Source organism: Sphingopyxis sp. BSN-002 (genome assembly GCF_022024275.1).
Lineage (GTDB): Bacteria > Pseudomonadota > Alphaproteobacteria > Sphingomonadales > Sphingomonadaceae > Sphingopyxis.
The window spans coordinates 2,709,102-2,727,200 of sequence record NZ_CP091804.1; the positions used below are offsets into that span (position 1 = coordinate 2,709,102).

General features: G+C 68.8%; 13 protein-coding genes. 8 read left to right on the forward strand and 5 right to left on the reverse strand.

What is annotated here, in order from left to right:
• The first annotated feature begins 111 nt into the window (after positions 1–111).
• From L7H23_RS13385 to trxA, 7 genes are read left to right on the forward strand one after another with little or no spacing between them, the layout of a single operon-like run.
• Positions 112–2,466, forward strand: a complete 2,355-nt coding sequence (locus tag L7H23_RS13385; protein ID WP_237836363.1) for a PAS domain-containing sensor histidine kinase — start codon at positions 112–114, stop codon at positions 2,464–2,466.
• Complete coding sequence (tsaE, locus tag L7H23_RS13390; RefSeq protein WP_237836364.1) at positions 2,463–2,912, forward strand: tRNA (adenosine(37)-N6)-threonylcarbamoyltransferase complex ATPase subunit type 1 TsaE; 450 nt, start codon at positions 2,463–2,465, stop codon at positions 2,910–2,912. The genes L7H23_RS13385 and tsaE overlap by 4 nt, the downstream gene beginning before the upstream one ends.
• A complete protein-coding gene (locus tag L7H23_RS13395) occupies positions 2,897–3,886 on the forward strand; it encodes a phosphotransferase (RefSeq protein WP_237836365.1) in 990 nt (329 codons plus the stop codon). The genes tsaE and L7H23_RS13395 overlap by 16 nt, the downstream gene beginning before the upstream one ends.
• Positions 3,883–4,602, forward strand: a complete 720-nt coding sequence (locus L7H23_RS13400; RefSeq protein WP_237836366.1) for a nucleotidyltransferase family protein — start codon at positions 3,883–3,885, stop codon at positions 4,600–4,602. The genes L7H23_RS13395 and L7H23_RS13400 overlap by 4 nt, the downstream gene beginning before the upstream one ends.
• The gene (addB, locus tag L7H23_RS13405; RefSeq protein WP_237836367.1) at positions 4,595–7,564 is read left to right on the forward strand and encodes a double-strand break repair protein AddB; all 2,970 of its coding nucleotides are present in this window, start codon (positions 4,595–4,597) and stop codon (positions 7,562–7,564) included. Before L7H23_RS13400 ends, addB begins: the two co-directional genes overlap by 8 nt.
• Entirely contained in the window at positions 7,561–11,028 is a 3,468-nt protein-coding gene (gene addA, locus L7H23_RS13410) for a double-strand break repair helicase AddA (RefSeq protein WP_237836368.1), read from the forward strand. The genes addB and addA overlap by 4 nt, the downstream gene beginning before the upstream one ends.
• 33 nt (positions 11,029–11,061) lie before the next feature.
• On the forward strand, positions 11,062–11,382 hold the full coding sequence (gene trxA / locus L7H23_RS13415; protein ID WP_237836369.1) for a thioredoxin TrxA: 321 nt from the start codon (positions 11,062–11,064) through the stop codon (positions 11,380–11,382).
• A 40-nt stretch (positions 11,383–11,422) separates the two neighbouring features.
• Here the strand turns inward: trxA and L7H23_RS13420 are convergent, their stop codons facing one another.
• The 5 genes from L7H23_RS13420 to L7H23_RS13440 form a co-directional block, all read right to left on the reverse strand.
• Positions 11,423–12,034 carry a glutathione S-transferase family protein gene (locus L7H23_RS13420; protein WP_237836370.1) on the reverse strand — a complete coding sequence of 204 codons (612 nt, stop codon included), beginning with the start codon at positions 12,032–12,034 and terminating at the stop codon, positions 11,423–11,425.
• 4 nt (positions 12,035–12,038) lie between these two features.
• Complete coding sequence (gene argJ, locus L7H23_RS13425) at positions 12,039–13,265, reverse strand: bifunctional glutamate N-acetyltransferase/amino-acid acetyltransferase ArgJ (RefSeq protein ID WP_237836371.1); 1,227 nt, start codon at positions 13,263–13,265, stop codon at positions 12,039–12,041.
• 51 nt (positions 13,266–13,316) lie between these two features.
• Positions 13,317–14,750, reverse strand: coding sequence for an aldehyde dehydrogenase family protein (locus tag L7H23_RS13430; RefSeq protein WP_237836372.1), 1,434 nt, complete (start codon positions 14,748–14,750; stop codon positions 13,317–13,319).
• Between the two features lie 95 nt (positions 14,751–14,845).
• Positions 14,846–16,156: a M20/M25/M40 family metallo-hydrolase gene (locus L7H23_RS13435; protein ID WP_237836373.1), complete on the reverse strand. Its 1,311-nt coding sequence runs from the start codon at positions 16,154–16,156 to the stop codon at positions 14,846–14,848.
• A gap of 55 nt (positions 16,157–16,211) precedes the next feature.
• Positions 16,212–17,690 (reverse strand): PQQ-dependent sugar dehydrogenase, encoded by a 1,479-nt coding sequence (locus tag L7H23_RS13440; protein ID WP_237836374.1) that lies wholly within the window; start codon positions 17,688–17,690, stop codon positions 16,212–16,214.
• A gap of 195 nt (positions 17,691–17,885) precedes the next feature.
• Between L7H23_RS13440 and L7H23_RS13445 the strand changes: the two genes are divergently transcribed.
• Entirely contained in the window at positions 17,886–18,098 is a 213-nt protein-coding gene (locus L7H23_RS13445) for a helix-turn-helix transcriptional regulator (RefSeq protein ID WP_237836375.1), read from the forward strand.
• Position 18,099 lies beyond the last annotated feature (1 nt).

Genomic DNA, 18,099 nt, shown 5'->3' on the forward strand with positions numbered 1-18,099 from the left:
GCATCGCCCGGCCTGACGCCGGGCGATTGAAACCGGCGGATACAGGCGATAGGGCGGTCGGATGGCAATTCGCCCGTCGGCCCATCCCTCCTCTCCCGCGGTGGCGCTCCCATGACCTTGTCGTCGGGGGCGCTCTTTGCCGTCGGGCTGTTCGTCGCGCTCTGGCTGCTCGCCGGGGTGTGGGCGGTCGGCCGCGGGATTGCGATGCAGCGCCGTTCGGCGTTCGTCGCCGGGCAGACCGAGCGGCTTGCCAGTCTGGTCGAGGCATCGCCGCAGCTGCCGGTGATCGTCCGCGCCGACTGGCGGATCGAGGCGAGCGAGCGGCTCGGACGCTGGCTCGGTCTGGCGCAGGGACCGCGCAATTTCGACGAATTGCGCGGGCTCGACGCGGGACTCGACCCGGCCGGGCACGAGCAGTTGCGACAGGCGATCCTCGGCGCGCAGCGCGGGGCAAAGCCTTTCGTCCTCAGCGTGAGGCCGCAGGGCAGCAGCCGGACGATCGTCTTTCACGGCGCCGCGGCACCGCCCGCGGTCGGCGGACCCGGCAGCGTCCTCCTCTGGATGAGCGACGCGACCGACGGGCAGCAGTCGCTGGCGCAGGCGCGGCACGAGCGCGACGAGGCGATGGCGGCGTTCGAGGCGCTGTCGGGTCTGATCGAGGCCGCGCCCTTCCCGATGTGGTTCCGCGAGAGCGACATGCGGCTCGCGCTCGTCAACAATGCCTATGTCCGCGCGGTCGAGGCGAAGAGCGCCGGGACGGTGATCGAGGGCGGGATCGAACTGTGCGAGCCGATCGCGGGGGTCAGCGCGAGCGATGCCGCCGAAGCGGCGCGCGCTGCGGGATCGGCGCAACAGCGAACCGTGCCCGTGACGATCGAGGGCGAGCGGCGAATCATGCGCGTCGTCGACGTTCCGCTGGCGCCCGAAGGTGGCCGCGTGATCGGGATCGCGGGCTATGCCATCGACATCCAGGAGCTCGAAAGCGAGCGCGGCGCGCATCGCCGCTTCGTCAACACCCAGCGCGAGCTGCTCGACCGGCTGTCGGCCGCGGTCGCGCAGTTCGGCCCCGATCAGGGGCTTGTCTTCGCGAACCAGCCGTTCCGGCGCCTGTTCGACCTGTCGGCGGAGGATGTGTCCGAGGCGCGCCCCTTTGCCCGGTTGCTCGACCTCTGGCGCGAGGGGGGACGGACCCCCGAGGTGCGCGACTATCCCGAATGGCGGCAGGCGCATGTCGACTGGTTCGCACGCGCCGAGGCGAGCGAGGAGGAGTGGCTGCTGCGCGACGGGACGCACCTGCACGTCGTCGCGCAGCCGACCCCCGATGGCGGCCTGCTGTTGATCGCCGAGGACCGCACCGAACAGGTACAGCTGGCCGGTGCGCGCGACACGTTGCTGCGGGTGCGCACGGCGACCTTCGACAATCTGTTCGAAGCGGTCGCGGTGTTCGCCCCCGACGGGCGTCTGCACCTGTGGAACCAGCGCTTCCGCCGGCTGTGGAATGTCGAGGAGCACACGCTCGCGGCGCATCCGCGCGTCGACGTGCTGATGGGCGGGCTCGCCGACCGGCTCGCCAAGCCCAACCAGATCAGCATCGTGCAGGAAGTGATCCGCGCCGCGACGCTGGAGCGCACGCAACGTGTCGGCGAGGTCCGCTTCGCCGACGGGCGTCATTTCGACTTTGCGTCGATCCCGCTGCCCGACGGCAATGCGCTGCTGATCATGCTCGACATCACCGCGAGCCGGAAGATGGAAGGCGCGCTGCGTGAACGCAACGAGGCGCTCGAGGCGGCCGACAAGGTCAAGACCGCTTTCCTCTCGCGCATGAGCTATGAACTTCGCACGCCGCTGACCTCGATCGGCGGCTTCGGAGAGATGCTGCAGGCGGGCTATGCGGGTGAACTGCCCGCGCCCGCCAAGGCGTATGTCGACGCGATCATGGATTCGGTCGGTGTGCTCGGGCGCCAGATCGACAATGTGCTCGACCTTGCGCAGGGCGAGGCGGGGACGCTTGCCGTCGAACGCGCGCCGGTCGACGTCCGCGCGCTGCTCGACAAGGCGCTCGCCGAAGCGAGAATCCTCGCCGATGCGGAGAAGATGGAGCTCGCCAGCCAGCTTTCGGCGACGCTTGGCGTGATCGAAGGCGATGCGTCGCGGCTGGGACGCGTGATCGGCGGACTGCTCGACAATGCGATCCGCTTCACTGCGCCGGTCAAGCGCGGCAGCGGGCGCGTGCTGCTCCACGCCGACGGCGATGACAGGGGGGTCGAGATCGTCGTTTCCGACAATGGCCCCGGGATGCCCGAAGCGGTCGCTGCGGTGACCAAGGGCACGCAGGCTGGCACCCAGACCGGCGGGATCGGGCTCGCGCTCGCGCGCCAGCTCGTCGCCGCGCACGGCGGAACGATGGAGGTGATGAGCGAGAAGGGGCAGGGGACGCTGGTGCGCGTGAGCCTGCCGCGCGCGTGAATTTCCGTGCCGATTATTCGCTGGAGGAGGCCGGACGGATCGGCGAGGCGATCGGCGCGGCGCTGATGCCCGGGGACGTTGTGCTGCTATCGGGCGATCTGGGGGCGGGCAAGACCACGCTGGCGCGCGCGATCCTGAAACAGCGCGGGCTTGCCGGCGAAGCGCCGAGCCCGACTTTCGCGATCGTCCAGCCCTATGCGCCGCCCGAGGTCGATCTGGCGATCGCACATGTCGATCTCTACCGCATCGAGGAAGAGGACGAGCTGATCGAACTCGGGCTCGACGATTATCTCTATGACGGCGCGTTGCTGATCGAATGGCCCGAGCGACTTGGTGCGCAGGGCTGGCCCGAGGCGTTGACCTTGCGGATTTCGGGTGAAGGCGACGCGCGCGTCTTGACAGCCGAAGTGCCGGCGGCTTGGGAAGCGCGATGGCCGCTCCGATGATTCCGCCCGCCCACGCCCCGGCGTTCCTCGCCGCTCATGGCTGGGGTGACGCCCGGATTTTGCCGCTCGCGGGGGACGCGTCCTTCCGCCGTTATTTCCGCGTCGTCGACGGCGACCGGCAGGCGGTGCTGATGGACGCGCCGCCGCCGCACGAGGACCCGCGTCCGTTCATCGCGATTGCGGAATTCCTGTGCGACCAGGGGCTGAACGCGCCGACGATCATCGCGCGCGACCTCGAGCAGGGGCTGCTGCTGATCGAGGATTTCGGCGATGTGCGGCTGCGCGAAACGGTCGACGAAGCGCTGCACAAGGAAGCCGACTATTATGCCGGCGTGACCGACCTGCTGGTTCACCTGCATGCGCGTCCGGCGATGGCGGGGCTGCCGGTACACGGGCTCGAACAGTGGCTCGATGAAGTGATGCTGTTCACCGACTGGTATTGTCCGGCGCTCGATCTGGAGGTCGACCGCGACGGGTTCGGCGCGGCGTGGGAAGCGGCACTGGCGCCGGTCGAAAGCGACGGTCTGCCGCGCGTCACGGTACTCCGCGATTTCCATGCCGAGAATATCATGCTGGTGCAGGGGCAGGACGGGATCGCGCATTACGGCCTGCTCGATTTTCAGGACGCGCTCGTCGGACATCCGGCCTATGATCTCGCCTCGGTGCTTGAAGACGCGCGGCGCGACGTGACGCCGAGCGTCGAGGCGGCGATGCTCGACCGCTATGTCGCGGCGACGGGGCAGGGCGAGACGTACCGCAACGCCTATTGGGCGCTCGCGGCGCAGCGCAACACGCGCATCCTCGGCGTCTTCGTCCGGCTGTGGAAGCGCGACGGCAAGCCCGGATACCGCCAGTTCCAGCCGCGGATGTGGGGGCTGCTCGAACGCGATTTGCAGCATCCGGCGCTTGTCCCCGTTCGGCAATGGTTTGACGCCAATGTCCCCGTTTCGAAACGGGCGGAGGCTTGGTTGTGACGGCGAAGATCGAAAGCGCGATGGTGATGGCGGCGGGGATCGGCAAGCGGATGCGCCCGCTGACCGCGACGCGGCCGAAGCCGTTGGTGCGCGTCGCGGGCAAGGCGCTGATCGATCACAGCCTCGACCGGATCGAGGCGGCGGGTATCGGCCATGTCGTCGTCAACGTCCATTATCTCGCCGACGCGCTCGAAGCGCATCTGGCGGCGCAGAAGCGCAGCTTCACGATCGCGGTGTCGGACGAGCGGACGCAATTGCTCGAAACCGGCGGCGGGATGATGAAGGCGCTGCCGCTGCTCACCGGCGACCCGATCCTGATCGTCAACAGCGACAATATCTGGACCGACGGGCCGCAGGACAGCATCGCCAACCTCGCCCGGCACTGGGACGATACGAAGATGGACGCGCTGCTGCTGGTCATCCGGCAGGCGAGCGCGGCAGGGCACGGCGGCAAGGGCGATTTCCATATGGATCCCAACGGCCAATTGTCGCGGCGCAAGCCGGGGCGGATCGCGCCCTTCGTCTATACCGGCATCCAGCTCGTGTCGCGGCGGCTGCTCGTCGATGCGCCCGAGGCGGCCTTTTCGACCAATATCTTCTGGGACCGCGCGATCGCCGCGGGACGGCTCTATGGCCTGTCGCATATGGGGCAGTGGTTCGATGTCGGGACGCCTGCGGCGATTGCGCCGACCGAAGCCGCGCTGACGGATGGCTGACGCGAAGCCGCGCATTTTTTCGATCCCGGTCCACCGGGCCTTCGCCGACGCGCTCGCCGCCGGAATTATCGCGGAGTTTGCAGACGGCGCTCTGGGGCTGGCCGAGGGGCTGATCCTGTTGCCGAGCAACCGCGCGCGGAGCGCGGTGCAGGCGGCGTTCGTGCGCGCGGGCGGGACGGGGCTGCTGATGCCGCGGCTCGCGGTGATCGGCGACGCCGATCTCGATGAAAGCGTCGCGCTGGCGCTCGATGCCATCGACGATGATCCGCTACCGCCCGCGATCGATGCGTTGCGGCGGCGCCTGCTGCTTGCCGAGCTGATCGAGCGCCACACGCCGGCGGGCGAAGCGCCGATTGCAGGCGCGGCGGCCTTCCAGCTTGCCGACGGGCTCGCGCGGGTGATCGATCAGTTGCATTATGAGGAGGTGCGCGTCGGCGATCTCGTCGACCTCGACCTCGGGGCGTTCGCCGGACATTGGCAGGCGTCGCTCGGACGGCTGCGGCTGCTCGTCGATCATTGGCCGGCGGTGCTCGCGAAGACCGGGAGCATCGACCGCGCCGAACGGCGCAACCGGCTGCTCGATCGTGTGACCGAAGGGTGGCGCGCGATGCCGCCCGCGCGCTTTGTTGTTGCGGCGGGTATCACGACGGCCGCGCCCGCGATCGCGCGGTTGCTGCGCACGGTCGCCGATATGGAGCGCGGGATGGTCGTGCTGCCGGGCGTCGACCGGCTGATGGCGACCGACGAGTGGGGAGCGCTCGGCCCGACGCGGCCCGATCCCGAAAATCCGGCGCGGCCGCTGGAGACGCATCCACAATATCATCTGAAGCTGCTGCTCGACCGGATGGGCGCGAGCCGCGACGAAGTGGTCGAGTGGGAGGCGACCTCGGAATTCGACGGTCCCGCCGCGCGCACCTCCTTCGTCTCGCTGCTCTTCGCGCCGGCCGATTATACCGCGCAGTGGCAGGCGGCGGGCGACCTGTCGGCAGCGGCCGCAGGGATTTCGGGGACGGTGTTCGCCGACGACGGGCAGGAGGCGCAGGGGATCGCGCTGCTGATGCGCGAGGCGATCGAGACGCCGGGGCGGACCGCGGCGCTGGTGACGCCCGACCGCGGGCTGGCCGAGCGCGTCGCGGCGGCGCTCGCGCGCTGGGGGATTTCGGTCGACGACAGTGCGGGGCAGCCCTTGTCGCGGACGCCGCCGGGGGCGTTGCTGTTGTTGCTGGCTAAGCTCGCGGCGGAGTTCGATCCGGTCGCGCTGGTGTCGCTGCTGGGGCATCCGCTGGTGCGCAAGGGCGAAGGGCGGACGGCGTGGCTCGATCAGCTGCGGCGGCTCGACCTGATTCTGCGCGAGCCGGGGCTGCTTCCGGGATGGGACGGGGTGAGCGCGCGGATTGCCGAACGCGTCGCCGATCCGAAAGCACGCGGGCATGGCTTGGCGTTGCAATTGCTGCCTTGGTGGGACGAGGTGTCGGCGGCACTGAGCGCGGCGCTGGCACCCTTCTCCGGGCCGACGCCGCCAGCGACCTTGCTGGCGGCGCTGCAGCAGGCGGCCGAATGGCTCACCGGCGACGCGGTCTGGGCGGGACCGGCGGGGCGGATGCTCGCCGAACTGTTCGACCAATGGGCGCTGGCGCGCGGCGACGGGCCGGCGCTCGTCGATCCCGCCGACTTTCCCGATATGCTGGGCCAGCTGCTCGCGCAGGCGAGCGTACGGCCGCCCTATGGGGGGCATCCGCGCCTGTTCATCTGGGGCTTGCTGGAGGCGCGGTTGCAGCGCGCCGACCTGATGATCCTCGGCGGGCTCGACGAGGGGCGCTGGCCCGCGGCGACGCAGCCCGATCCATGGCTCGCGCCGGGCATCAGGCGCCTGCTCGGCCTGCCCGCGCCCGAGCGGCAGCAGGGGATGGCGGCGCATGATTTCGCGAGCGCGCTGGCGGCGCGCGAGATCGTCGTCACACGCGCGCACCGAAGCGGCGGCGATCCGGCGGTGGCGTCGCGCTTCTGGTTGCGGCTGGCGGCGCTGGCGGGCGATCTGCCCGAGCCGATGCCGGGGGGTGTCGCGCTGACCCGGCTCGCGGCCGAACTCGATCTGCCTGCGGGCGGTGCGCAGCCGGTGGGCAGGCCCGCGCCGCGGCCGCCGGTCGACGACCGCCCGCGCAGGATCAGCGTGACCGCGGTCGATCGGCTCGCGCGCGATCCCTTTGGCTATTATGCGAACCAGATGCTCGGTCTGTCGGCGCTCGATCCGCTGAGCGCCGCGCCCGATCCGCGCTGGCGCGGGACGCGGGTGCATCGGCTGTTCGAGGATTGGGTGCGCGGCGGCGCAACGCGCGACGGGTTCGAGGCAGAGCTGGTGGCGTTGCGCGAGGATGCCGCGCTCGATGCGATCGCGCGCGCTTTCTGGCTGCCGCGGATCGAGCCGGCGTTGCGCTGGGCGGCGGCGCAGGTCTGGGATCGCGAAGATCGCACGCCTGTCGATGTCGAGGTGCGGGGCGAATATGTCGCGGACGGCCTGACGCTGCACGGCAAGGCCGACCGGATCGACCGCGACGATCAGGGGCGGCTGTCGATCGTCGACTATAAATCGGGCGGTGCGCCGAGCGCGAAGGCGGCGTTTGACAAGCTCGACAACCAGCTCGGCCTGCTCGGGCTGATCGCGCGCGAGGGCGGGATGGCGGATGTCGCTGCGGCGCCGGTCGAGGCGCTCGAATATTGGAGTCTGCGGCCCGATCGCCGCGCGGGCGGTGCGGGGAAGATATCGAACACATATGGCTCGCGCAGCGACCTCAAGAATGCCGGGCAGGCGATCGATCATGCCGCCGATGCGCTGGCGGAGCTCGCGGCGCTCTACCTGTTCGGCGACGCGCCCTTCGTGCCGGGCGAAGCCGCGGGCTATGGCGAATACGATCAGCTGATGCGCCGCGACGAATGGTTTGGGCGCGGGGAGGAGGGCACATGAGCAAGCCGTCCGGCCTTGCAACGCTCGACCCGCGGCAGGGCGCCGCCGCCGATCCCGAAAGCCATGTCTGGCTCGGCGCGTCGGCGGGGACGGGGAAGACGCAGGTGCTGTCAGCGCGCGTGCTGCGGCTGATGCTCGACGGGGTATCGCCGGAAGCGATCCTCTGCATTACCTTCACGAAGGCGGGCGCGGCCGAGATGGCGCACCGCATCCACGAGCGGCTCGCGGCGTGGGTGCGGATGGACGACGGCGATCTACGGCTCGACCTCCGTGCGCTGGGTCTGGAGTGGGACCGGCCGGGGCTGATGACGCGCGCGCGATCCCTGTTCGCGACGGTGATCGACAGCCCGGGCGGCGCGATCCGGGTGCAGACGATCCACGCCTTCTGTCAGACTTTGCTCGCGAGTTTCCCGCTCGAGGCGAAGCTGCTTCCGGGCTTTCGGGCGATCGAGGAGGATGAGGCAGGGGCGTTGCAGCGGCAGGTGCTCAGCCGCCTGCTCGAAGAGGATGACGAGCGCGCGGTGCTGCGCGAGGCGGCGGCGATGCTGTCGCGGCGGCTGGGGCAGGATGCGGCGCTGTCTTTCCTGTCGAGTTGCGCGAGCGTGTTCGGCGGGCCGCGTGCGGCGTTGCCGCCGTCGGCGCATGACCTGCGCGCGGCGTTCGACCTGCCGGGCGGCGATCCCGATGCGTGGGTGACAAGCGAGCTTGCGGCGGGGGTGATCGACGAGGGCGATATCAGGGCGGTCGCGGCGAGCGGGGCCGACTGGGGCACCAAGACGGGGCTGGCGTGCAACGATGTGATGATCGGCTGGCTGATCGCCGATCCGGCGAAGCGCGCCGCGATGCTTGGCGAACTGCTCGGCTGTTTCCTGACCGGCAAGGGCGAGCTGCGCGCCGATTTCGCGGGCGACAAGGGCAAGATGACCGATTGCGTCGACAGCGCCGTGCGGATCGTCGATGCGGTGCAAAGGCTGCTCGGGACGGCGACCGCGATGCGCGTGGCGGACGATCTCGCAGCCGCGTGGAAACTCGGGAGCCGCTTTGTCGAGGGCTATGCCCTCGCCAAGCGCGAGCAGGGGCTGGCCGATTTCGACGATCTGATCACGCTCGCGGGATCGCTGCTGCGCGTCAGCAGCTTCGGCGAATGGGTGCGCTTCAAGCTCGACCAGCGCACCGACCACATCCTCGTCGACGAGGCGCAGGATACGAATATGCGCCAGTGGGGCATCGTGCTGTCGCTGGCCGAGGAGTTTTTCGCAGGCGTCGGGGCGAAGGAGGAGCGCATCCGCACGCTCTTCACCGTCGGCGACCGCAAGCAGGCGATCTTCGGCTTTCAGGGGACCGAGCCCAAGGCCTTCGCAACCGCGCGCGACATGTTCCACGCGATGGGCGAGATCGGCGGGCAGCCGTTCCGGCAGGTCGATCTCGTCTCCAATTATCGCTCGACCCCGGCGGTGCTGTCGGTGGTCGATGCCTGGCTCGCGGCGGGCGGTGCCGCGGCAATGGGGCTCGACGGCGAGGAGCCGCCGCACCGGCCATTCCGTGAGGTGCATGCGGGGCAGGTCGAGCTGTGGCAGCCGCTGCCGGTGGGCAAGGCGCTCGATGCCGCGGCCGACGACGACGGCGGCGAAGGAGAGGGCGACGGGAGCGCGCCCGCTTCGGATCCCGCCTCGATGCGGCTCGCGAAAGCGATCGCGGACGAGGTGCAGGACTGGATCGCGAACGGCAAGGACGGACGGCCCGTCCTGCCGGGCGATATCATGATCCTCGTGCGCCGCCGCCGCGATCTGGCGGCGCGGATCGTCGCGCGGTTGCAGGCGTTGCATGTGCCCGTCGCGGGCGTCGATCGCTTCGCGCTGACCCAGCCGCTTGCGGTACAGGACCTGATCGCAGCGATGCGCTTCGCGGTGCAGCCGCTCGACGACCTCAATCTCGCCTCGCTTCTCGTGTCGCCGCTGATCGGCTGGACGCAGGACGAGCTTTACGCGCGCACGCACGGGCGCGGCCGCGCGGCGCTGTGGGAGCATCTGCGAGCGAGCGAGGGCGATGTACCCGCGGCGGCGATGGCGGCGCTGCGGCACCTGCTCGGCATGGCCGACTTCACGACGCCGTTCCGCTTTCTGGAGACGGTGCTGTCGGGGCCGATCGACGGGCGGCGGCGGCTCTATGCGCGATTGGGGCGCGAAGCGCGCGATCCGATCGACGAGCTTCTGAATCAGGCGCTGGCGTTCGAGAGCCGTGAGACCGTGTCGCTGCTCGGCTTCCTGACGCAGGTGTCGGCGAGCGCCGCCGATATCAAGCGCCAGACCGAGGCGCGCAGCGACGTCGTGCGCGTGATGACGGTGCATGGGTCGAAGGGCCTGCAGGCGCCGATCGTGATCCTTGCCGATGCGACCGACGATGCCGGGGTGGGGCACCGTCCGTTCAGCGTCGATGTCGCGGCTTGGGAGAAATTGCCGGTGTTTGCCGTGCCCGCCGACGAGCGGCACGGCAAGCTGGCCGATGCGCATGCGGCGGCGGCGCGGGCCGCGGCCGAGGAGCATTGGCGGCTCTTCTATGTCGCGATGACGCGCGCCGAGGAAATCCTCGTCGTTGCCGGTGTGACGAAGAAGGCCGACCGATCGATCCCCGAGGGAAGCTGGCACGCGGCGGTCGAGGACGTGCTCGCCGGCATGGGCAGCGAATGGGAGGAGGCGGGGGCGTGGGGACAGCGCCGCGTCCACCGCGCAAATGCCGGCAAATGGGCTAAGAAGGAGAAGGCCGCGAAGGTCGCGGCGCCCGCGCTGGTGCTCCCCGAATGGGCGCACCGGCCCGCGCCCGAGGAAGCGCGGCCGCCTCGCCCGCTCGCGCCGTCGGCGCTGGGCGAGGACGATGTCGCGGTGCCGCCGCAGGGGGCGGCGCGCGTTGCCGCGGTCGAGCGCGGGTTGCTGCTCCATGCATTGTTCGAGCGATTGCCGCCGGTCGGGGCGGACAGGCGGCGCGAGGCGGCGCTGCGCTGGCTCGGCTTGCAGGCGCCGACGCTCGATGACGCGGCGCGGTCGGCGATGGTCGGCGAAGTGCTCGCGGTGCTCGACGATCCCGCCCACGCCGCGATCTTCGGCCCCGGCAGCCTTGCCGAGGTGCCGCTGTCGGCGGTGGTCGATGGCATGGTCGTTGCGGGGATCGTCGATCGGCTGCTGGTAACGGACGAAGCGGTGACGGTGATCGACTACAAGACCGGTCGACATGTGCCCGAAAGCGCGGGAGCGGTGCAGCCGGCGTATCTGCGTCAGATGGCGGCCTATCGCGACGCACTGCGCGTGATCTTTCCCGGCCGGCGGGTCGAGGCGGCGTTGCTCTACTCCGCTGCGCCGCGGCTGATCGTGCTCGATGACGCGCTGCTCGACGCGCACAAGCCCGGCTTGCTGGCAACCAAGGCGAATTTGCCGGGTTCGGCTCTTGAGCCGGACGCGCCGACGCCCTAGCTTGGGGCCAAAGGAATTTCAGGAGTTCAGACTATGGGTACCAAAGCCATCACCGACGCCAGCTTTCAGGCTGACGTGCTCGACAGCGACACCCCCGTCCTCGTCGATTTCTGGGCCGAATGGTGCGGTCCGTGCAAGATGATCGGCCCGTCGCTCGAGGAAATCTCGGACGAGCTCGCCGGCAAGGTCGTCATCGCGAAGATCAACATCGACGAAAATCCCGACGCGCCGGGCAAATATGGCGTGCGCGGTATCCCGACGATGATCCTGTTCAAGAATGGCGAGATCGCCGAGACCAAGGTCGGCGCTGCGCCGAAGAGCGCGCTCAAGGGCTGGCTCGAAGGCGCTCTCTGACCGAACATCGGGCCCCGGCGAAAGCCGGGGCCTTTTGTTTTCAGGTCAGCGGGATCATGACCTGTTCGGCGTAGCCCGGCCGCGCCCTGATACGCGCATACCAGTCCTCGACATACGGCAGCGCCGGCCGCTCGATATCGATCGAGAAATATGTGTGGGCATAAACGCCCATCGGAATGTCGCCGATGCCGAATTCGGCGCCCGAGAGCCAGGGCGATTGCGCCAGCGCCCGATCCAGTATCGCCATCTGCTTCGCACATCGCACCGCCGATGCGGCGACCGCCGCGGTATCGCGATCGGCCGGAGCCCTGCGAACCATGTTGAGGAACGCGTCGCGCTGGGCGTCGGCATAGCCCGCCTGCCAATCCATCCATTTGTCGGCGGCGGCGCGAGCCGCTGGGTCGGCGGGCCAGAAGCGCTCGCCGCCATGCCGTGCGGCAAGGTAGCGCAGGATCGCGTTCGATTCCCACAGGATGAGGCCGTCGTCCTCGATCGTCGGGATCAGCGCGTTGGGGTTCTTGGCCAGATAGGCGGCGTCCATCCCGAACTGCCCGCCGACGTCGTGGCGTTCGAAGGGAAGGCCGAGTTCGACCGCGAACCACGCGACCTTTTTGACGTTGTGCGAGTTGAGGCGGCCCCAGATGGTGAGCATCGGCCTAGCTCCGGTAATCGGCGTTGATGCTGATATAGCCGTGCGTCAGGTCGCAGGTCCATACCGTGGCGCGGCCTTCACCCAGACCGAGATCGGCACCGACGCGGATATCGAGACCCTTCAGATGCGCCGCGACGGGCGCTTCGTCGTAGCCGTCGACGGGCAGCCCGTCCCTCGCGACCCAATGGTCGCCGAAGCGGATCGCGAGCCGGTCGCGGTCTGCGGGTTCGCCGGCCTTGCCCACCGCCATCACGACGCGGCCCCAGTTCGCGTCCTCGCCCGCGATCGCGGTCTTCACGAGCGGTGAATTGGCGATGGCGAGCGCGACGCGTTTCGCGCTGTCGTCACTCGTCGCGCCAGTGACCTGGATTTCGATGAATTTCGAGGCGCCTTCGCCGTCGCGGACGACCTGATGCGCGAGGTCGAGCGCGACGGCGCGGATCGCCGCGTAAAGTGCGTCGGCGCCGGGATCGTCGCGCGTCGCGAGCGGCGTGTTGCCCGCCCGTCCGGTTGCGAAGAGCAGCACCGTGTCGCTGGTCGAGGTGTCGCTGTCGACGGTGATGCTGTTGAAGCTGCCGCCGGTCGCCTCGCTCAGCATCTCCTGCAGCAGGGCAGGCGCGACGGCGGCGTCGGTGAAGATATAGCCGAGCATCGTCGCCATGTCGGGGGCGATCATGCCCGATCCTTTCACGATGCCCGCGACGTGGACGGTCTTGTCGCCGACGATCGCGCTCGCGGTCGAGCCCTTGGCGAAGGTGTCGGTGGTGCAGATGGTCTCCGCGGCCGCTTCCCACGAGCAGGGCTCTGCCGTCAGCGCAGCCTCGACCCCGGCGCGGGCCTTGTCCTTGGGCAGCGGCACGCCGATGACGCCTGTCGAGCTGACGAAGACTTCGCTCGACGCGCAGCCGAGGTGGCCCGCGACCTGTTCCATGATCTGCTCGACCGCCTCGCGGCCGCGATAGCCGGTGAAGGCGTTGCTGTTGCCTGCGTTGACGATCAGCGCGCGGCCGGTGCCGCCCTTGACCTGTTCGCGGCCGAGCTCGACTTCGGACGAGCAACAGACGTTGCGTGTGAAGACGCCCGCGACGGTCGTGCCGGGCGCGAGCTCGACATAGGTGAGGTCGCAGCGGTCCCAGTTCTTGTACTGCGCGCGCGCAACGCGGCGCGTCACCCCGGCGATATCGGGGAGAGCCGGAAAAGAGTCGGGGGCGAGCGGCGAGCGGGTGGTCATGCCGCCCGCTTAACCGCTACGCCCCCGACGTCAATCAGGCTTTGGATGCGATCAGGCGGGGATGCCGCTGATCGACTTCACTTCCATGAAATCCTTGAGGCCGAACACGCCGCCTTCGCGGCCGTTGCCCGATGCCTTGTAGCCGCCGAACGCCGCGCCCGGACCGGGGCCCCACGCATTGACCGCGACCATGCCTGCCCGCAGCTTCGGTGCGACTTCGGCCGCCTTGGCGGGGTCGCCGGAGACGACCGCCGACAGGCCATATTCGGTGTCGTTGGCGATATCGACGGCTTCGTCGAGGTCGCCATAGGCCATGATCGTCGCGACGGGACCAAAGATTTCCTCGTTGGCAATGCGCATGTCGCGCGTGACGCCCGAGAAGACCGTCGGCTTGATGTAATAGCCGCGGTTGACGTTCGACGGCAGGCCGGTGCCGCCGGTTTCGAGCGTCGCGCCTTCGTCGATCGCCGACTGGATCAGGCCCTGGATCTTGTCATACTGCGCCTTGTTGACGACGGGGCCGATATGGCCGCCCTCGGCCTGCGGATCGCCCACCTGCGTGCCGTCGAACATCGCCTTGATGACGCCGATGGCCTCGGCCTCGCGGTCCTTCTGGACGAGAATGCGGGTCGGCGCGATGCAGCTCTGGCCGGTGTTGACGAGCACGCCCTGCACCGTCGGCGGCAGCACGGCTTCAAGGTCGGCGTCGGGCAGGACAATGTTCGGGGACTTGCCGCCGAGTTCCTGATGGACGCGCTTGACGGTGTCAGCCGCCGCCTTGGCGACGAGGATGCCGGCGCGGGTCGAACCGGTGAAGCTGACCATTTCGATACCGGGGTGCGACGAGATCGCGTTGCCGACGGTCGGGCCGTCGCCCTGGACGAGATTGAACACGCCCGGCGGGACGCCTGCAGCTTCGAGGATTTCGGCAAAGATCACCGCGTTGCCGGGGCATTCTTCCGACGGCTTCAGGATCATCGTGTTGCCGGCGGCGAGCGCCGGGGCGACCTTCAGCGCGATCTGGTTGAGCGGCCAGTTCCACGGCGTGATCATGCCGACGACGCCGATCGGTTCATAGGCGATGACGCCCGCGGCATATTTTTCGGTGAAGCTGAAATCCTTGAGCGCGGCGATCGTGCCGAGGAAGCCGCCGATCCCGGCGCCGACCTGTGCGGTGCCCGCGAAGCTGACCGGGGCGCCCATTTCGCTCGCCATCGACTTGGCGAGATCGGCGCCGCGCTTCTTATACTCCTCGACGATGCGGTTCAGCAGGTCGAGCCGTTCCTCGCGCGTCGTTTGCGAGAAGGTCTTGAAGGCCTCCTTCGCGGCGGCGACTGCGGCATCGACGTCGGCCGCGGTGCCGAGCACGACGGTCGAGGCCGCCTCTTCGGTCGCGGGGTTGATGACTTCGTGGAGTTTGCCGCCCTGGCTGTCGACCCATTTGCCGCCGATGTAGTGCTGCTTCATGTGCGTTTCGGTGCTCATTTTCATTCTCCCATCGGCGTGAATTTACGTCTCGGATTGCTACCTAATCACTGTGCCCGATGAATCAAGCACGGCCAACTGCGAAAACTGGCGGGTCAGCGCTTTTCAGCAGAAAGGCGTGACATCAGGATGGCAGCGCGGGTTGCCTGCCGGCTGATGCTCGGGATGTCGACCGCCTCGCCGGGCGCATGGTCGCCGGTGCTGTACGGCCCGAGTCCGGCGAGCCCGTCGACGTCGGCGGCGACGAAGCTGATGTCGCCCGCGCCGCGCTTGAGCGGATCGAGCGGCGCCATTTCGGCGAGGCCGAGGTCGCGGTTCACGCCGTTGAGCTTCACCAGCAGCGCGCGGTTGCCGTCGGTCGGCGCCATCGGCGGATAGCCGCCGGGGTCGAAGCTGATCTTCGCATCGGTGCCGGGCGCATGCTCGGCGACGATCGCGGCCATCTTTGCCTTCACCCGCTCGATCTGTTCGGGCGACAGCGCACGCAGATCTCCGCGGGCGACTGCGGTGCCGGCGATGATGTTCGTCTTGCCGCTGACGGTGGCGCGAATGCCGCCGGCGTCGAGGTCGGCCTGCTGCCCGCCGGCGATCAGCCCGACGTTGAAGGTCAGGTTCGGTTCGGGCAGTTCGGTGCGGAAGCGGTGGATGATGCGCGTCAGTTCATAGATGGCGCCGTCGCCCGCCGCTGCGCTGAAAATGCCCGAGCTGTGCGCGCTCTTGCCCGTTGCGGTGACGGTCCAGCTATCGGACGAGCGCCGCGCGACCGATCCCATGTCGGCGCCGTTGTCGCGGACGAGTCCCTCGAAATCGAGCGCGACGTCGGCGCGCTTGCCCGCCGCGATCAGGTCGGCGCGCGCTTTTTCGATCGGGGTGCCCGAGTCCTCCTCGTCGCCGGTCATGTGGAATTCGATGTTCGCGTCCTTCAGCGTGCCCGCCGCCTGCATCGCGCGCAGCGCCGCGACGACGACGACCATCCCGCCCTTGTCGTCGCCCGCACCGGGGCCTTCACCCATGTCGCCCTTGCGGACGAATGTCTGGAACGGCGAGTCGGGTTCGAACACGGTGTCGAGATGCGCAATGAGGAGCAGGCGCTTGCCGCCCTGCTTGCCGACATGCGTCGCGATCAGATGGCCGGCGCGGCCGGTGTCGCGCATGTCCTTCCACTCGACCTTGAAGCCGAGCGGTTCGAGTTCGGCGCGCATCATCGCGCCGACCTTTTCGACGCCCTCCAGATTCTGCGAACCGCTGTTCTGGTTCACGAGCTTCTCGAGCAGCGCGAGGCTGCGGTCCTTCTCGGCCTCGACGGTCTTCGCCATCTTCGTCTCGGCCGCGGTGAGTTTGGCGTGCGCGGTGGGCGCGAGCGCGAGCTGCAGGGCGACGAGAGCGGCGAAAGGCAATGATTTCATGGGGGACTCCTCTGGACATCCCCTTGTGGCGCGGCCGACGCGTTGCCGCAAGCGGTCAGCCGGGGCGCACCATGAAGATGTCGCCGCCGATGCTGACGATGAACAGATTGCCCGCGCTGTCCTCGCCGAACGAGGCGATCGAACTCAATGTGCCGGCGTCGGGCGTAAAATCCTCGTTGCGCCGCGCGAGGCGCGACGACGGCAGCGTCTGGCCCGCCGCGAAGCTGGAAAAGGGGATCGACCAGATATTGCCCGAGACGAAGTCGGCAAAGACATATTGCCCGGCGAGTGAGGTCACCGGGCCGCGATAGACATAGCCGCCGGTGATCGAATTGCCCTGCCGCGGGCCGCTGCCATGGCCATATTCGACGACGGGGTCGATGAGGCCGCCAGGCGGCGTGCCCGAATAGGTCTGCGTTCCTTCCTTGAAGCGCCAGCCGAAATTGGCGCCGGGCTGCGTCGTGGTGAGCAGGTCGACCTCCTCGACCGCGCCCTGCCCGACATCGCCGATGACGAGCGTAGAGCCGTTGAACGACGCGCGGAACGGATTGCGGAGGCCAGTGGCGTAGACATAGGGATCGCCGCCGCCGCCGAGGAAGGGATTGCCCGGCGCGGGGGCATAGCTGCTGCCGTTCGCGCCCACGGTAAAGCGCAGGATCTTGCCGAGCCGCAGATTGGTGTTCTGGGCGTTGTTGTTCGGGTCGCCGCCCCCGCCGCCGTCGCCGATGCCGACATAGACGAGCCCGTCGGGGCCGAAGCCGATCCAGCCGCCGTTGTGGTTGTCGGCGCCGGGATGCGGCACGCCGAGCACCGTGTCGTACACCGTCGAGCTGTTCGGCTGGCCGAGCGTGTAGCGGCGGACCTGCACCGTCCCGTCGGCGGCGGTCGCCACCGCGAGCAGCCGCTGCGACGTTGCGTGATCGGGATAGGCAGCTAGGCCGAGCAGCCCGCGCTCGCCGCTCGTCGAAATGTCGGTGATGTCGAGCACGCGCGTCCGGCTGCCGTTCGCGGGGTCGAAGCGATAGACGTCGCCGCCCTTCTCGACGACATAGACATTGGTGCTGCCGGGGATCGGCGCGACATAGAGCGGCTGGCTGAAACCCGTTCCGACGCGAACGACAGAAATGCCCTCGCGGCTGTTGGTGACGGTGATGTTGACCGGCTGGGTCGCGCTGGCGCTGCCGTCGCTGACGCGGAGGGTCACCGCATAGACATTGTCGCCATTGGCATCGCCGGGCAGGTCGTAGTCGGGCGCGGCGTTGAAGCGAAGCGCCCCCGCTGCGGTGATCGAGAAGAGCGCCGCGTCGGCGCCGCCGTCGATCGTGAAGGTCAGCGTGCCCCCGTCGGGATCGCTCGCCGTTGCCTGATAGGCCGCGGTTATGTTTTCGGCGATGCTCGCGGTCTGCGCCGAAGTGAAGCTGGGCGGCGAATTGTTGGCGGGCGGCGGATTGCCACCTCCGCCGCCACCCCCTCCGCCACCACAGGACGCCAGTAGCAGGATCAGGAGAGGAGCAGGGGAGACACGCAACCGCATGGCCGATCAGCCTTTCGCTACACGCGCCCCCTCGACCGGCAATGTGCCATCCGCGGTCCGGGGTCGCAACAGGCAAAGCGGACCACCGTTAATCGGGTTTCTTAACCTCCGTCGCCGCCGGGCTGTGTGTCAAGAGTTCTTGACAGACCGCATGGATGAGTGTAAAGAGTGTTTGACAGGCGAAAGGATGGTCGTTTGGAAAACCGGGTGCGTGATTGCCGCGAGCGGGCGGGGTGGAGTCAGGGCGAACTCGCTCGCCGGCTCGGCGTGTCGCGCCAGACGATCAATGCGGTCGAGACCGACAAATATGATCCCAGCCTGCCGCTCGCGTTGCGTATGGCACGGCTGTTCGGCCTCGAGGTTCGCGAGCTGTTTATCGACCATTGGCTGCCGGAGGACGAAGGATGAA

Bases quoted from the DNA above. Each gene is read 5' to 3' on its own strand.
- addB (WP_237836367.1), top strand. From the start codon at position 4,595: ATGGCTGACGCGAAGCCGCGCATTTTTTCGATCCCGGTCCACCGGGCC.
- trxA (WP_237836369.1), top strand. From the start codon at position 11,062: ATGGGTACCAAAGCCATCACCGACGCCAGCTTTCAGGCTGACGTGCTC.
- L7H23_RS13420 (WP_237836370.1), bottom strand. From the start codon at position 12,034: ATGCTCACCATCTGGGGCCGCCTCAACTCGCACAACGTCAAAAAGGTC.
- L7H23_RS13395 (WP_237836365.1), top strand. From the start codon at position 2,897: ATGGCCGCTCCGATGATTCCGCCCGCCCACGCCCCGGCGTTCCTCGCC.
- L7H23_RS13385 (WP_237836363.1), top strand. From the start codon at position 112: ATGACCTTGTCGTCGGGGGCGCTCTTTGCCGTCGGGCTGTTCGTCGCG.
- L7H23_RS13430 (WP_237836372.1), bottom strand. From the start codon at position 14,750: ATGAGCACCGAAACGCACATGAAGCAGCACTACATCGGCGGCAAATGG.
- L7H23_RS13440 (WP_237836374.1), bottom strand. From the start codon at position 17,690: ATGCGGTTGCGTGTCTCCCCTGCTCCTCTCCTGATCCTGCTACTGGCG.
- addA (WP_237836368.1), top strand. From the start codon at position 7,561: ATGAGCAAGCCGTCCGGCCTTGCAACGCTCGACCCGCGGCAGGGCGCC.
- L7H23_RS13435 (WP_237836373.1), bottom strand. From the start codon at position 16,156: ATGAAATCATTGCCTTTCGCCGCTCTCGTCGCCCTGCAGCTCGCGCTC.
- argJ (WP_237836371.1), bottom strand. From the start codon at position 13,265: ATGACCACCCGCTCGCCGCTCGCCCCCGACTCTTTTCCGGCTCTCCCC.